Source organism: Lysobacter sp. CFH 32150 (assembly GCF_022758295.1).
In the GTDB taxonomy this organism is placed as follows: Bacteria; Pseudomonadota; Gammaproteobacteria; order Xanthomonadales; family Xanthomonadaceae; genus CFH-32150.
On sequence record NZ_JALDWJ010000001.1, the window covers coordinates 334,009 to 349,800 of the forward strand.

The 15,792-nt window shown below is 65.5% G+C and carries 12 protein-coding genes; 10 read left to right on the forward strand and 2 right to left on the reverse strand.

Annotation, left to right across the window (positions count from 1 at the left end):
- Window positions 1-34: 34 nt before the first annotated feature.
- On the forward strand, window positions 35-1,216 hold the full coding sequence (locus MO486_RS01525) for a beta-eliminating lyase-related protein (RefSeq protein ID WP_242904042.1): 1,182 nt from the start codon (window positions 35-37) through the stop codon (window positions 1,214-1,216).
- A gap of 199 nt (window positions 1,217-1,415) precedes the next feature.
- Complete coding sequence (locus MO486_RS01530) at window positions 1,416-2,684, forward strand: hypothetical protein (protein WP_242904044.1); 1,269 nt, start codon at window positions 1,416-1,418, stop codon at window positions 2,682-2,684.
- 90 nt (window positions 2,685-2,774) lie between these two features.
- On the opposite strand, the gene MO486_RS01535 is transcribed toward MO486_RS01530, so the two are convergent.
- Both MO486_RS01535 and MO486_RS01540 read right to left on the reverse strand, forming a co-directional pair.
- A complete protein-coding gene (locus MO486_RS01535; RefSeq protein WP_242904046.1) occupies window positions 2,775-4,031 on the reverse strand; it encodes an aminopeptidase in 1,257 nt (418 codons plus the stop codon).
- Between the two features lie 106 nt (window positions 4,032-4,137).
- Complete coding sequence (locus MO486_RS01540) at window positions 4,138-4,992, reverse strand: PA4780 family RIO1-like protein kinase (protein ID WP_242904047.1); 855 nt, start codon at window positions 4,990-4,992, stop codon at window positions 4,138-4,140.
- 124 nt (window positions 4,993-5,116) lie between these two features.
- On the opposite strand from MO486_RS01540, the gene MO486_RS01545 reads away from it, so the two are divergent.
- From MO486_RS01545 to MO486_RS01580, 8 genes are all read left to right on the forward strand, one after another.
- The gene (locus MO486_RS01545; protein WP_242904048.1) at window positions 5,117-5,839 is read left to right on the forward strand and encodes an rRNA pseudouridine synthase; all 723 of its coding nucleotides are present in this window, start codon (window positions 5,117-5,119) and stop codon (window positions 5,837-5,839) included.
- A gap of 588 nt (window positions 5,840-6,427) precedes the next feature.
- Window positions 6,428-6,901 (forward strand): chemotaxis protein CheW, encoded by a 474-nt coding sequence (locus tag MO486_RS01550; protein WP_242904049.1) that lies wholly within the window; start codon window positions 6,428-6,430, stop codon window positions 6,899-6,901.
- Complete coding sequence (locus MO486_RS01555; protein ID WP_242904050.1) at window positions 6,898-8,427, forward strand: protein-glutamate O-methyltransferase CheR; 1,530 nt, start codon at window positions 6,898-6,900, stop codon at window positions 8,425-8,427. Before MO486_RS01550 ends, MO486_RS01555 begins: the two co-directional genes overlap by 4 nt.
- Complete coding sequence (locus MO486_RS01560; protein ID WP_242904051.1) at window positions 8,421-8,969, forward strand: chemotaxis protein CheW; 549 nt, start codon at window positions 8,421-8,423, stop codon at window positions 8,967-8,969. Before MO486_RS01555 ends, MO486_RS01560 begins: the two co-directional genes overlap by 7 nt.
- Before the next feature lie 3 nt (window positions 8,970-8,972).
- Entirely contained in the window at window positions 8,973-10,457 is a 1,485-nt protein-coding gene (locus MO486_RS01565; protein ID WP_242904052.1) for a methyl-accepting chemotaxis protein, read from the forward strand.
- Window positions 10,450-12,501: a response regulator gene (locus tag MO486_RS01570; RefSeq protein WP_242904053.1), complete on the forward strand. Its 2,052-nt coding sequence runs from the start codon at window positions 10,450-10,452 to the stop codon at window positions 12,499-12,501. The genes MO486_RS01565 and MO486_RS01570 overlap by 8 nt, the downstream gene beginning before the upstream one ends.
- The gene (cheB, locus tag MO486_RS01575) at window positions 12,498-13,559 is read left to right on the forward strand and encodes a chemotaxis-specific protein-glutamate methyltransferase CheB (RefSeq protein ID WP_242904055.1); all 1,062 of its coding nucleotides are present in this window, start codon (window positions 12,498-12,500) and stop codon (window positions 13,557-13,559) included. The genes MO486_RS01570 and cheB overlap by 4 nt, the downstream gene beginning before the upstream one ends.
- Entirely contained in the window at window positions 13,556-15,628 is a 2,073-nt protein-coding gene (locus MO486_RS01580) for a response regulator (RefSeq protein WP_242904056.1), read from the forward strand. The genes cheB and MO486_RS01580 overlap by 4 nt, the downstream gene beginning before the upstream one ends.
- Window positions 15,629-15,792 lie beyond the last annotated feature (164 nt).

Genomic DNA, 15,792 nt, shown 5'->3' on the forward strand with positions numbered 1-15,792 from the left:
TACCCTCTCCCGACCTGCACCCGGGCTCATCGCCATGACCTTCGAAGCCGACAGCTGCCTCAGCCCCTCGCGCCGCCGCCTGCTTGCCGCCACCGTGCCGGCGAGCCTGATGCTGCTCGATGTTGCCGCGATGGCGGCGCCCGCCAACGTTGCGCCACGGCCTCGCCCGAAGTTGACCGACCGCAGCGTCATGTTGATGGGGGACGCGATCCCGATGCCGCCCGTGGAGCGGGCGCGCCATCTGCTGCAACTCGTCGAGCGCCTGCCGGAGGCCAACGATGCCTATCTCGGGGGCGGTGCGGTAGAGCAATTGGAGGCGCGCTTCGCGGCATTGCTCGGCAAGACGGATGCGGCGTTCCTGCCAACGGGCACGCTCGCCAACAACCTCGCCATGCGCGTGCTTTGCGGCGAAAACCGCCATGCATTGGTTCAGCACGACAGCCATCTGTATCTCGACGAAAGCAACGCAGCCTCCACGCTCAACAACTTGCACCTGGTACCGCTGGCGGAGGGACGCGCGAGCCCAACACTCGATGAAGTCCAGGCAGCGATCGATGAAGCCGAACACGGCCCCTACCCGCTCAACGTGGGAGCGATCTCGTTGGAAAGCCCGGTGCGCAGGGCCGATGGCGCGATGGTGCCGTTCGATGTCGCCAAATCGATCTCGGACCTGGCGCGTTCGAAGCGCATCGGGATGCATCTCGATGGCGCGCGCCTGCTGCTTGCGAGCGGCCTGCCGGGTTTCGACACGAAGGCGTACAGCGCGCTGTTCGATACGGTGTATGTGTCGCTGTACAAATACCTCCGCGCGCCGTTCGGGGCGATCCTGGCAGGCGACAAGGAGACGATCGGCAAGATCCGCGACCTGCGCCACGTGTTCGGCTCCACCATCTACCAAGGCTGGCCCGCTGCTTTGCCGGCACTGTCAGCGCTGGAAGGATTCGAAGCACGCTTCACCGCAGCCCGGCGCGTATCGGAAAAGCTCTTCGCCGGATTGAGCGCCGCAGGCGGCTACACCCTGCGACCTGTGGAACACGGCAGCAACATCACGTTCCTGGAGGTCAGCCCGGCGCGTGCCGCGGGGCTGGGTGAACGATTGCGCAACGCGGACATCCATATGCGTGAACCGAGGGATGGCCGGGTGCAGGTGGACATCAACGAGACGTTGCTCAGGCAGGATGTTGGTGCGTTGATTGCCGCGTTCACGGCAGGCTGATCGATTCGAAGCAGCAGCCCGGCTCTTGACCCTTTGCCTCGCTCGACTTTGTTCGGGCTCCGGGCACCCTTTCTACTACGCCGGCTGAATGCGGGCGCCAGGTCATGCGGATTCTCAGACAGCATTAAGCGCATTCCTTGCTAACTGGCCACATCGACAAATGGGTCGGTTGCACCCGCCGAGGTGGGAAATGAAGACGATGCAGAAGCAAATCCTGGTTCGCATGATCGGGGCCGTACTGGCCGTGAGTTTTGTCGGTCCCGTGCTTGCACGCGAGGCATTGCAGGACCAGCCGCAGCACAAGCAGCAGCGCGAAGAGAGCGATCAGGATCGCGAGAAGGCGCGCAAGGCAAAGGCAAAGGCCAAGGCCCAAGAGCAGCATGGCGTAGACCAGGCTCAGGCTCCTGACCGGCCGAATCCACGCGCGCTGGAGATGCGCGAGCGTGAACAAGCCCAGGCCCGCAACGCGGCACGCCAGGCCGAGCAGGCGCGTGCACGCGAGCAACAGCAGGCGGAGATCCGTAGGGCGCAGGTTGAACGTCAAACCGATCAGCGCCGTGAGCAACAGCACGAAGCGGCAATGCGCGAGCAGCGACAGGCCGAGGCGGCAGCGCGCCAACGCGCACGCCAGTCCGATCAGGACAGACAGCGCCAGGTCGACGTCGACACTGACCGCCGAACCAATCAGCGCCGTGAGCAACAGCGCGCAGCGGCGATACGCGAGCAGCGACAGGCCGAGGCAGCAGCCCGCCAACGCGCACGCCAGTTCGATCCGGACCGGCAACGCCAGGTCGACGTCGACACTGACCGCCGAACCGACCTGCGCCGTGACCGGGACCAGCAGGATGCTGCCCGCCAGCGCGCACGCCTGTCCGAACAGGAACGGCAGCGCCTGATCTCACTGCAGCGACAGCGTGCGGCCGAGTATCAGCGCTACGTAGCGACCCGCCAGGCCGCGGAGCGCCAGCGCATCCTCGCCCTGCAGGAGCAACGCCGGATCCAGCAGTACCGCTACCAGCAGTTGTACTGGGAGCGCCAACGCGCACTGCAGGCGGAATGGCAAGCTCGCAACTACAGCTACCTCAATGATCCGTATTACTACACACCGGCGAGCTATCGCTATCAGCGTAGCGGGCGCTACTACGAGATCAACCGGTACGCCGCCGACCTGCTGCAACAGGCCATCCGCTATGGCTACGAGCAGGGTGTGCGCGCCGGCAGGGCCGACCGCCTCGATGGCTGGCGCTACGACTATCGCAACAACTACGCGTACGTCGACGCCAACTACGGCTACTACGGGTATTACGTCAGCCAGGAGGAGTACAACTACTACTTCCGCCAGGGCTTCCGCCGCGGGTACGAAGATGGCTACGGCCGCGCCTATCGCTACGGTCGCTACGACGACGGCAACTATTCCATCCTGACATCGGTGCTGCAGTTGATCCTCAACCTGCAACCCTTCGGCTGATCGATCGCCGGACTGCGACCGCGACGCCCGGCTTCAAAGCCGGGCGTCGTCGTTTGCATGGTCTAGGAGGTTCGAGCCACGTGCGGTGACTCAGATCTTCAACGTGCCGTTCTCGATGATCGGCTTGCCGTCCAGCGTGACGGTGCTACCCGGCAGGTACACGGTCAGGTCGAAAGGCACCGAGTTGTCACCACCAGCCCAGGTGTTGCCGCCGACACCGACGGTCACCGTGCCGGCCGGAACCCAGTTGCCGACCGTGCTGGTCGCCGGCAGCTTCACGTTCGGGTTGATGCCTAAGTCGACGAAGCCGAACAGATCCTTGCGAGGATCTTCCACGGCGTCGTACGCAGCCTTGAGGTCGGCGTAACCGGGACCCGAGCCGGTCATCTCCGTCACCTTGCCCCCAGCGATCGTCAACGTCAGGTTGTCGATCTGCTTGCCGCGGAAGAAGGTGCGCGTGTGCACGACCTTCCCCTCGGCAGTGCCGGGCACCGGCGTGGCATACACCTCGCCCGCCGGCAGGTACGCCGACGCGGCCGCACCGCCCTGCTTCATGTCCTCGGCGGTGACGATGCCGTCGCTGGCCAGCACTTGCCGACCCTTCACGCTTACCTTGAGGTCGGTGCCGTTCGGATTGGTGATGTGCATTTCGTTGCCGGCTGCAAGCACGGCCTTGACCTGCTCTCCGCGCGCTTGCAGCTCGCTGTAGTCGACGTTGACGCCGTTCCAGAACGTCCGCGCCAGTTCGTCCTCGGACATGCCATAGCGTTCGGCGCGCCAGGGAGTCGGGTACAGGCTGTTGCCGAGCTCGATGTTGCGCACGTTCTTCATGAAGGCCTGCACGACCGGCTCGTCGGCCTTGCCGCGCGCCGCCATGCGCTTGGGATCGGCGCCTTCGAACAGGTCCTCGCTCATGGTGTTGCCGACGCCGATCGCCACGTCGACGGTGTCGGCAAGCTTGCGGCCCAAAGCATCCGTCTGGGTGTCGTATTTCTCCGGCACATCGAAGAACAGGCGCTTGGCCAGGCGATCGCTGCTGTACGCGATCAACGGGAAACCGCCGACCTTGCGCACGTTGACAGCGATGTCTTCCAGCAGCTCGGCGTCGTGCGCACGACCGGTGATCAGAACGATCTCGCCCTCCTTCACCGCCGCGCTCTGGGTGACCACGCGCTGGGCGAGTTGTTCGAGGTCGGTGAGTGCGGGCTTGGCCGGCTCGGCAGTGGCGGCCGGTGCCGACGTGGCTGGCGTAGCGGTGGTCGCATCCTGCGGAGTCGAGCGCTGGCAGGCCCCCAGCGCAGTACAGACGACGGCCGCGATCGCCGCGGCGATGAGCTGACGTTTCATGGCAGGCATCCTCACGAGCCCGGATGGGCTGGGCACCCGGATCAACGCCACATGGATGAGGTATCGGCCACCGCCCGTCGGACCAGTCGAAACAGCCGCAGTTCTGTTACAGGGCCTCCGCCGCCTCTCTTCCCTGCTGGCGGATCATCGCTTCCTCGCGCGCGTCGTTGATCGCGTGGCGCACGCTGTCCACGTCGGCCACCGAGTCGTCGTGCTCGAACAGCCCGGTGAGTTCGCTGTCCGGATGCAGTTCGCCGGCTTCGAACAGCGCCCACATTTCTTCCGCGTACCAGGTATCCAGGAGTTCCGGAGCCCAGGCGCCAAGACTGGCGGTGAGATTGTTGACGTCGCGCAGCAGCATCGCGCGGGCGGCATTGTTGCCGGCAGCACTCACTACCTGCGGGAAATCGATGATCACAGGGCCGTCCGGCGCGACCAGCACGTTGTATTCCGACAGATCGCCGTGGATCAGGCCAGAGCACAGCATCTTCACGACCTGACGAACCAGGAAGCGATGGAACCCGCGCGCCTGGTCGGGTGCCAATTCGACTTCGCCCAACCGCGGCGCGGAATGGCCATCCGCATCGACCACCAGCTCCATCACCAGCACGCCATGGAAGTATCCGTGCGGCTCCGGCACGCGCACGCCGGCATCGCGCAGCTGGTACAGGGCCTCGACCTCGGTGTTCTTCCAGGCGGTTTCCTGCTGCTTGCGCCCGTATTTGCTCGCCTTGGCGATCGCACGTGCTTCGCGGCTGCCGCGCACCTTGCGGCCTTCCTGGTACTGCACGCGCTGCTGGAAACTGCGCTGGGCCATGTCCTTGTAGACCTTGGCGCAACGGATCTCTTCGCCCGCGCGCACCACGTACACCGCGGCTTCCTTGCCGCTCTTGAGCGGCCGCATCACCTCATCGATCACGCCATCGTCGATGAGTGGTTGCAGGCCAGCAGGGGTTTTCATGGTGTCTCTGGGAAAAGAAAAGAAAAGAACGGCGCGGCGGGAGGATTAGCCGGCAGCCGTGGAAATCCGGGGCGTTAGAGTGCCTGATCGATACACTGCATGTCCTGAATCACTGGCTTCACCCATGCCTGACGCGATTCGCCTTGACAAACGCGTGGCCGACCTGAAGGGCTGTTCACGTGCCGATGCCGAGCTCTACATCCAGAACGGCTGGGTCTCGGTCGACGGCAGCGTGGTGGAAGCGCCGCAGCACATGGTGTCGACAGAAGTCGTCGAAATCGACCCTGATGCGCGCCTGGAAGCCGCCGAACCGGCGACCATCCTGCTGCACAAACCTGCCGGCTTCGACACGATCAGCGGTCGCAATCCCGCCGCGGCACTGGTGACGCCCGCCACGCGCTGGGCGGACGATCCCTCCGGAGTTCGACTGCTCAAGCGCCACTTCCACCGGCTGACGCCACTGGTCCCGCTCGACAACGATGCCAGCGGCTTGATGGTCTTGACCCAGGACGGCCGCGTCTGGCGCCGGCTCACCGAGGATGGCGACCAGATCGAACAGGAATTCGTGGTCGAAGTCGCCGGCGATATCGCACCCTACGGATTGATCCGGCTCAACCACGGCCTGAGTTACAACGGCCGCACACTCCCGCCATGCAAGGTCAGCTGGCAGAACGAGATCCGACTGCGTTTCGCGATCAAGGGTGCGCAGGGTGGACAACTGCGCGACATGTGCGCGCAGGTCGGCTTGGATGTCGTCGCGATCCGGCGCCTCCGCATCGGCAAGATCCCACTGGCGAAGATGCCGGCAGGGCAATGGCGGTATTTGCCGGTGGGCGAGCGGTTTTGATGTCCGCGCGATAGCCCGCCGGATTAGGGCGTCACGACTCGCATCCGAAGTCCGAATGGCCGGCAAAAACTGGATTCTGATTCGCCCCCGGAGAAGTACGCAGGATTCGGTGCGCCTTCGGCTTACCGCGTTTGCGGGAATGACGGTGCAGTGATTTGGGTTATTCGAGGTGCCCTAAAGCGAGCACATTCACGCCTTCGCCACCGAGCCGGTGATACAGGGCTGACTATCGGCTCGGGATGGGAGCGCCTAGTCGTGCCCTTTGGCGGTTGCAATGAGCAGGACCCCGGAGGACGTCAGCTTGCGTAGGCCACGCGGGTTTGGGGAAGCCGCAATATCTGGAAATCAGCGCCTTTCCGGTTGCCACGCATGGTTGGCATGACCGTGTTCATCGCTTTCTCGCGTGCTAATTGGTGCGTTGGGCCACTCACAGGATGTCTGAAATGTTGCAGCGCAACGCAGCCCGGCGCAACCTCGCTATTCCATTCAAGTCGCTGTTGAGTGGGATAGCCAAGGCAGGTAGCTTCCGTACCTATACCTACATCGCAAGGCAGGAAGAGTAGCAACGGGCTGAAGGAGACATGGACGATGGCCTCGGAGCACCCGACATCCGCCACTTATCTGATCTGCCGCACTGGAATGCGACTGTGCGGACTGCCGCTCGAACACGTGGCCGAGACGATGCGGCCACTTCCGGTCGAACCCTTTCCGGACATGCCTCCGATGGTGCTCGGCGTTGCGGTGATCCGCGCGGTGGCGGTGCCCGTGGTCGACGTGGCGATGTTGATCGGAGCTACCACGCGGACGCCGCCCGGACGCTATGTCACGCTCAAGCTGGGTGGCGGACGCCAGGTGGGCTTGGCGGTGGAAGGCGTGATCGGTGTGCGCGTGCTCGCGATCGAGTCGTTGAATGAAGTTCCACCCCTGTTGAGCGATGCAGCGCCCGACGTCATTTCAGCGGTGACGCTCCTCGATGCCGAGCTCGTGCTGGTGTTGCAAGCGGCGCGCCTGATCCCCGATTCGGTGTGGGACGATATCGAGGTCGAGGTCTCCTCGTCATGATGACGCTGCCCGACTCGCACGAAGTCGCCCGGTTCCGCGCCTTGGTCGCCGACCGCCTGGGGCTGCACATCGACGAGTCGCGGCTCGGCAGCCTCGCCGAGGTGTTGCGCAGCCGCGTGGCGGTCAACGGCGGCGCGTGTGCCGCTTATCTCAACCGGCTTGCCGACGATCGCTGCCCGACCGAGGACCTCCAAGCCCTGGCACGCGAGCTGACGGTGACGGAAACGTTTTTCTTCCGCGGCGCCGATCAGCTCGCCGCGTTCACCGAGTCGGCATTGCCGGACCGCTTGGCTGCGGTCGGGGAAGGCGGCATCGTGCGGGTGCTCTCGGCCGGTTGTGCCTCGGGCGACGAGCCTTACTCGCTGGCGATCGCCGTGCGCGAAGCGCTTCCCTACGCCGCCGACCGCGTCGCGATCACGGCCTTCGATCTCAACCAGACGATGTTGGAAAAGGCCGCGCGTGGGCGTTATTCGAGCTGGTCGCTGCGCGATGCAGCCGCGAATCTACAGGCTAGGTGGTTCACGCCGGAGGGCAGCGCTTTTGCGCTCGATGACGCGATTCACCGCGCGGTGGCATTCCATCAACGCAATCTCGCGCAGGACGACCCCGACTTCTGGCGACCAGGCCAGTTCGACATCGTGTTCTGCCGCAATGTCCTCATGTACTTCACGGCCAGCCAGGCACAAGCTGCGGTCGCGCGCATCGCGCGCGCGTTGGCGCCCGGTGGCTATCTGTTTCTTGGTCACGCCGAAACTCTGCGCGGGCTGTCCAACGACTTCCATCTGTGCCACACGCACGACACCTTCTATTACCAGCGCAAAGAAGGTGTATCGGCGACCAGGGAGGCGGCATCGCAGCGGGTCGAGCTGTGGCAGCCGGCCGCGGCAATCAACGATACGAGCTGGGTCGATATCATCCAGCGTTCGGCCGATCGGATTCATGAGCTCGTACCCGCCCCGGCGCCAGCCACCGCGACGTCGGTGTCGGCTGCCACACGGCATGCGCCTGATCTGAATCGCGTGCTCGAGCACTTGCACCGCGATCAGTTCGATCAGGCACTCGAGCAACTCGACACGTTGCCGGCGGCGCAGGCGCGCGACCCGGACGTCCTGCTGCTCAAGGCCGTGTCGCTTAGCCACAGCGCAGCACTGGACAAGGCGGAAGCGGTGTGCCGTGAGGTGCTCGAATGCGATGAGCTGAACGCCGGCGCGCATTACGTGCTCGCGCTGTGCCGCGAGGGTGCGGGCGACGCGCAAGGTGCGTTCGAACACGACCAGGTCGCCGTCTATCTGGATCCAGCCTTCGCGATGCCGCGCCTGCACCTGGGCCTCTTGGCCCGGCGCCGCGGCGATCCCGAGACGGCGCAGCGCGAGCTGCAACAGGCGATAGCGCTGCTGCAACGCGAAGACCCCGCACGCCTGCTGTTGTTCGGTGGCGGCTTCCAGCGCGAGGCCCTCATCGCGCTGTGCCGGGCCGAGTGCGCGGCATCCGCAGAGCATTCATCACGCAGGAGCATCCGATGCTGAACGAAACCGCCATTGCTCTGCGCCGCGAATTCGACCTGTCGTTTGCCGCGGCCTGGCGCACTGAGGCCGAGGCGCCGCAGAACCTGCTGGCGGTGCGCGTCGGCGGCGATCCGTATGCCATCCGCGTCGACGAAGTCGGCGGCCTGTTCGTCGACCGCCGCGTCGTGCCGGTACCGACGTCGATCTTCGAATTTCTCGGCCTGGCCGGCTTTCGCGGCCAGGTCGCGCCCGTGTACGACCTGGCCGCCCTGCTCGGCTATCCGCGCCAGGCGGCGCCGCGCTGGCTGGTCCTGGTGCGGTTTAGCCACCCGGTGGCATTGGCCTTCGATGTCTTTGACGCACACCTCGCGGTGACGCCGGAGCGGGTCGTGTCGTTGGCCGCCGATGCGCCGGAAGATGAGTCGCCAGGCAGAGGGGTTCGCGCGCACATATTCGAGGCCATGCGCACCGACGACGCGGTGCGTCCGATCATCCAGTTGCAGTCCGTCATCGAGGAAGTTCAACAACGGGTCGACAGTGCCCGTTCCACGAAGGAGCGATAGATCATGAAACGGAACTGGGCCTTTGGGCAGAAGCTGGCCGCTGGCTATGCCGTAATGGTGGTGCTGGTGATCGTGGTCAGCACGGTCGCGGCTTTCGCTCTGCGCTCGACGGTGGCGAGCAAGGATCGCGTGATCAGCGTCAACGCGCAGATCCTTCTCGACGCCGAGCGGATGCACGCCCTATCGGAGCGCCAAGGCTCGTCCGTCCGCGGCTATCTCATAGCGAAAGAACAACGATCGCTCGACAACTTGCGCATCGCCCGAACTGACTTTGGCGCGGTCGTCGCACGCTTGCGGGCGGCGGTGGCCAGCGAGGACGAGCGCCGGTTACTGACTGGCGTGGAGCAGGCGGCGGAAGCGTATCGACAGGTTGCAGACCAGATCATCGGCCTGGCGCGCGGGCAGGCCACACCCGAGGTCATCGAGAGCGCATTTGAGGACAAGCTGTTTCCGGCTCGCGACCGGCTGGACGAGCAGGTCGGCGCCCTCACCGCACTGGAGGAGCGCCTGCTCGAAGAGGCGAAGCAGGCGGGGAGCGACGCCGCCGCTACCGCCATTGCGCTGGTGATCGGGATCGCCGTGCTGACGGTGCTGTTTGCGATCGTCATCGCAGCGATTCTGTCGCGCACATTGGGCCGCCAGATCGGTGCGGCGGTAGGCCATGTGCAGAGTTCTTCGACCGAGCTTCAAGCGGCGGCGACCCAGCAGGCGTCCGGCGCCAGGGAACAAGCCACGGCGATGAGCGAGATCACCACCACGATCAGCGAGCTGGCGGTGACCTCGCGGCAGATCGCCGAGAGTGCGCAACGGGTGGCGCAGATCGCCGAGCAGACCGCCGTGGCGGCACGCAGCGGCGACACCACCGTAGAGAAGGGGCAAGAATCGATAGCGGGGATACGGCGGCAGGTGGATCTGGTGGTCACCCACATGCTCGACCTGGGCCGCAAATCGCAGGAGATCGGCGCGGTGCTCGACATTGTTTCGGAACTGGCCGAGCAGACCAATATCCTCGCCATCAATGCCACGATCGAGGCGACCGGTGCCGGCGAGGCCGGCAAGCGCTTTGCCGTGGTGGCCGAGGAGATCCGCAAGCTCGCCGACCGGGTGGCGAACTCGACCAAGCAGATCCGCACCCAGGTCGACGACGTGCGCGGCGCCGTGAACACCACGGTGATGGCGACCGAGAGCGGCGCCAAGGCGGTCGAAGCAGGGGGCAAACAGTTCGCCGAAGTGGCGGCTTCGTTCAAACAGATCGCGGGGCTGGTGGCGACCACGACCGACGCGGCGCGCGAGATCGAACTGTCGACCAAGCAGCAAGTGACCGCTGCCGAACAGGTGCGCATCGCGGTCACCGATGTCTCGCAAGCCACGCAGGAGTCCGAGGCGAGTACGAGCCAGACGCTGCAAACCGCCTCGCAGCTGTCCGGCCTGTCCCTCGACCTGCGCCGGCTCATCCAGCCGCAAGCCGCTTCAGCACCCCATGGCTAAAGACCCCTACCGCTACTTCCGCATCGAGGCGCGCGAGCTACTGGACCAGCTCGGCAGCGGCGTGCTCGATCTCGAAAAAGGCGTCACCGATGCAGGCCTGCCGTTGCGCTTGCTGCGTTACGCACACACGCTCAAGGGCGCGGCCCGCGTAGTCAAGCAGCGGGAGATCGCCGAGCTGGCCCACGCGCTCGAAGCGGCGCTGGCGCCGCACCGCGACGGCAGCTTGCCGGTGGGGCGCCAGAGCGTGGACGATTTCCTCGGCCTGCTCGATGCGATTTCCGCCAGGCTGGCCCAGCTGCCGACGCCCGAGGCGGCGCAGGCCGCGGCGCCCGAGCCGGAAGCATGGGTGCCCATGATGATGCGCACAGACGCCGCCGAAGTGGATGGCCTGCTCGAGGGCTTGAGCGAGATCGGCAGCGAGCTCGCCGGCCTGCGGCACAGCGTCGTGTCGGTGGAACGCGTGCGGGATCTGGCGGCGTCGATAGTCGACCAACTCGCCGCATTGCGTGGGGGCGGACTGGTTGGCGCAGGGCACGAGACCAGAATCGCCAAGCTGCGGTCGGTGAGCGAACAGATGCATAGCTTGGTCGCTGCCGCAGAGCGCGGCCTGGGTGCCGGCGTCGAGCGGGTCGATCGCGAACTGCGCCAGGCGCGCGACACCGCCGAACGCTTGCGGCTGAGTCCGGCCGCCAGCTTGTTCAGTACGCTCGAACGCACGGCGCGCGACGCCGCCCACAGCCTCGGCAAGCGCGTGAGTTTCGAGACGAGTGGCGGCGACGTTCGGCTTGATGCTCAGGTGTTGGACACGGTGCGGAGTGCGCTGATCCAGGTGGTACGCAATGCGGTGGCTCACGGCATCGAAACCGAAGTCGAGCGTCAGATCGCGGGCAAGCCGGCGGTAGGCAGGCTGTCGCTGGAGGTGGAGCGTCGCGGCTATCGCGTCACTTTTCGCTGTTCGGACGATGGTCACGGTGTGGACCTCGACGCCGTGCGACGCGCCGTGCAACGCACGGGCACGCCGGCCCACAGTACTCAGCAACTCAGCGCGGCGGATCTGCTCGCGATGCTGCTCAAGGGCGGCATTACCACTTCCAGCAACGTGACCGAGCTGGCCGGCCGCGGCATCGGACTCGATGTGGTGCGCGAGGCCATGCAGCAACTGGGCGGCGACGTCGTCGCCGATACCGCCCCGGGGATCGGTACGACGATCGAGCTACGCGTGCCGGTGTCGCTGGCCCTGCTTGACGTGCTGACCGTGGAAGTGGACGGACAACGCGCCGCGATCCCACTGGAGGCCGTGCGCCGCACGCTGCGTATCGCGCCACACGACGTGGCCCGCTCGCCCGAAGGTGACGCCATCGTGCATGAGGGCATCCTGATCCCGCTGGTTAGGCTCGGGCTCGGTACCCCGCGTAACGGCAAACGCCAATCGCCGCCGCGGACGATGCCGGCGGTGATCGTCACCGCGGCTGGGGCGACGACGGCGGTGTCCGTGGACAATCTGCACGGCACCGAAACGGTCGTGTTGCGGCCGCTACCGGCCCTGGTGCCGGCCGACGCCATCGTGTCGGGCACGCACCTCGACGCCGATGGCAACCCGTGCATCGTGCTGGACCCCGCGGTATTGGCGACGACGCGAGCTCCGCAGCTCGCGGTAGCGGCCGCCACGCCGGCGCCCCACCCCATCCTCATCATCGACGACTCGCTCACCACGCGCATGCTCGAGAGCAGCATCCTCGAGTCGGCGGGCTTTGCCGTCGAGCTGGCGGCGTCGGGCGAGGAAGCGCTCGACATGGCGCGGCGCAACCACTACGCACTATTCCTGGTCGATATCGAGATGCCGGGCATGGACGGCTTCGGCTTCATCGAACGCACCCGCGCCGATCCTGCGCTACGCGAGGTGCCTTGCATTCTGGTGACCTCACGTGATTCGCAGGAAGACCGGCGTCGCGGCGAAGCCGCAGGCGCTTGCGCCCATATCGTGAAGAACGAATTCGATCAGGTCGAATTCCTGGAGCGCGTCAGCGGGTTGGTGCACCCATGAGCAAGCTGCGCGTACTCGTGGTCGAAGACTCGCTGACGGTGCGCATGCGCCTGTGCGAGATCCTGGCCGCCGACTCCGACATCGAAGTCGTGGGTGAAGCCGAGGATGGCAAGCTGGCGATCGAACTGTGTCTGGCGTTGCGTCCCAACGTCATCACCCTCGACATGATGTTGCCGGTGATGAGTGGACTGGCGGTGACCGAATACGTCATGGCCCACCGCCCGACACCGATCCTAGTGGTGTCCTCGTCGATCAACCGCGGCGAACTGTTCAAGACCTACGAGGCCCTGGCCGCGGGCGCCGTGGAGGTCATGGAGAAGCCGCTGGCTGACGACATGGATGGCGACTGGGAGCGGCGCTTCGTGTCGATGGTGAAGCTCGTCGCGCGCGTGCAGGTCATCACGCACCTGCGGGCCCTCCGGGACGCGCGCCGTGAACCCGCTCCCGTTCGCGTCTCGTCGCGTCCGAGCGGCCGCGCCTGCGAGCTGATCGCTATCGGCGCGTCCACCGGCGGCCCACGCGCCGTGGTCGAGGTCCTGCAGGCGCTACCGGCGACCTTGCCGCTGCCGGTGTTGCTGGTGGTGCATATCGGCGCTCCCTTCGGTGAGGCCTTTGCCGAATGGCTCGACGGCCAGACGGCGCACGCCGTGCGATTCGCCACCGATGGGCAGTCGCTTGCCGCCCCCGGTGTGTTCCTCGCGCCTCCCGATCGCCATCTGGTCGCACAAAAAAACAGGCTGCATCTGTCCGATGGACCGCAGCGGCATTCGTGTCGACCCTCGGTGGATGTGCTGTTCGAGTCGATCGCGGCCGAATGCGGCGCAGCCACCGCCGCCTGCCTGCTCACCGGAATGGGAAACGACGGCGCGCGCGGCCTGCTGGCGATTCGCCAAGCCGGCGGCATGACGATCGCACAGGACGAAGCCACCTCGGTCGTCTATGGCATGCCGCGCGAGGCGGCGCTGCTCGGCGCGGCGCAAAGCGTGCTACCGCTGGCGCAGATCGGGCCGGCGCTGGCGGCCCTGGCACAAGGCGCGAGACCTGGGGGCCTAGCATGAACGGCGCGATCCTCGTCGTTGACGACAGCCTCACGGTGCGCGAGGACCTGATGGAGGCGTTCGCCGCCGAAGGCTTGTCAGCGGTCGGCTGTGCGAGCGCGGCGGAGGCGCGCGCGGCACTCGCCAGGGAAGCCGTCGGCCTCGTCATCCTCGACGTGTTGCTGCCGGATGCAGACGGCGTGGACTTGCTCAAAGAGATCCGCGCCACGCCCGGCGGCGCCGATATTCCGGTCTTGATGCTCTCGACGGAAGCAGAGGTGCGCGATCGCATTCGTGGCCTGACGATGGGATCGAACGACTACGTCGGCAAACCTTACGACCGGGAGCACGTCGTGGCGCGCGCTCGTCAACTGTTGAGCAGCGACGGGGGTTCGCAATCCGGAGCGAAGGCGACCGTGTTGGTGATCGACGACAGCGCCACCTTCCGCGAGCAGCTCTGCGACGCATTGCGTGAACACGGGTTCGGCGTGTTGAGTGCATCGACCGGCGAAGCAGGCCTGCGCAGCGTCGCCATGCATCGGCCCACCGCGGTCATCGTCGACGGCATGTTGCCGGGCATCGATGGCGCCACTGTCGTGCGCAAGCTGCGCATGGATGCCGTCCTCCGCCACACGCCCTGCATCCTTCTGACCGGGTCGGGTGATCAGAGCGCGGAATTACGCGCGTTGGATTCCGGCGCCGACGCGTTCGTGCGCAAAGAGGAAGACATCGACATGATCCTCGCGCGTGTCGCGGCGGTACTGCGCAGCGCGGGTGGCACCATTTCCGAACGTGAAGCCGCAGGTCTTTCCGGCCCCAAGAAGATTCTCGCAGTGGACGACAGCCCGACCTACCTGGAAGAGCTTGCCGAGATTCTGCGCGACGAAGGCTACGACGTGATCCTGGCGCGTTCGGGTGAGGAAGCACTCGAGATGCTCGCGGCGCAGCCGGTCGATTGCATCCTGCTCGATCGGCTCATGCCCGGCCTGGGCGGCACCGAGACGTGCCGAAGGATCAAGGCGTCACCGGGGGTACGCGATACCCCGCTGATCATGCTGACCGCGATGGAGGATCGCGACGCGATGATCGAGGGCCTCAGTACTGGCGCGGACGACTATGTGCTGAAGTCGAGCGAGCCGGATGTGCTCAGGGCACGGTTGAGTGCGCAACTGCGCCGCAAGCAGTTCGAGGACGAGAGCCGCCGCATCCGCACGGCGTTGATGAACAAGGAACTCGAAGCGACCGAAGCACGTGCCGCGCGCGAGTTGGCAGAGAGTCGTGCCGAGTTGCTTGCGATTCTCGAGCAGAAGAATCGCGATCTGGCGACGGTCAATGAGATGCTACAGAAGCAACAGGACGAGATTGCACGGAAGAACGTCGAACTGGAGAACGCCATTCTGGCGAAGGACCACTTCCTCGCCAGCATGAGCCACGAATTACGCACGCCCTTGAACGCCATGATCGGGTTCACCGGCATGCTGCTGATGAGGCTCCCCGGTCCACTCAACGATGATCAGGAAAAGCAGTTGAAGACGGTGCAGCGCAGTGCCAACCACCTGCTTACGCTAATCAACGATCTGCTCGATCTGGCCAAAATTGAAGCGGGCAAGGTGGACCTCAAGCGCGAAGTCACGTTGTGCCAGGACGTGATCGAAGAGGTGGTTGCCTCGCTCAGGCTGCAGGCGGAGTCCAAGGGACTGCGCCTCGAAGTCGTGATGCCGCCGCAGGAGCTGACCGTGCGAACCAACCGGCGCGCCCTGAGCCAGATCATCCTCAATTTGGTCAACAACGCGATCAAGTTCACCGAGGCAGGCACCGTACGCCTGCAACTCGACGAGCGCGTGACCGGCGATAGCAGGGTGATTGAGATTGCGGTCGAGGATACGGGAGTGGGCATACTCGCCGAGGATCAGGGGAAGCTGTTTGAAGCCTTTGCCCAGGTGAATACCTCGGAACGGCGGCGGCAGGAAGGCACCGGCCTCGGACTGCACCTGAGCCGCAAACTTGCCGAACTGCTGGGCGGGCAGATCACCTTCCACAGCGAGTACGGCAAGGGCAGCAAGTTCACGCTGGCGCTGACGGATGCCTAATCCAGTACTCGCGATTTACGAGAAGCCTTGAGTACAGAACACCAAACCGCGCCCTGAAACCGATGGCAGGGAATGACAATCGGCAGGTCGGCCTGGACGTCGTCGCGATCCGCCGCACCCGCATCGGCAGATCGCACTAGGTAAGAGCGGGCTGGCGAAGATGC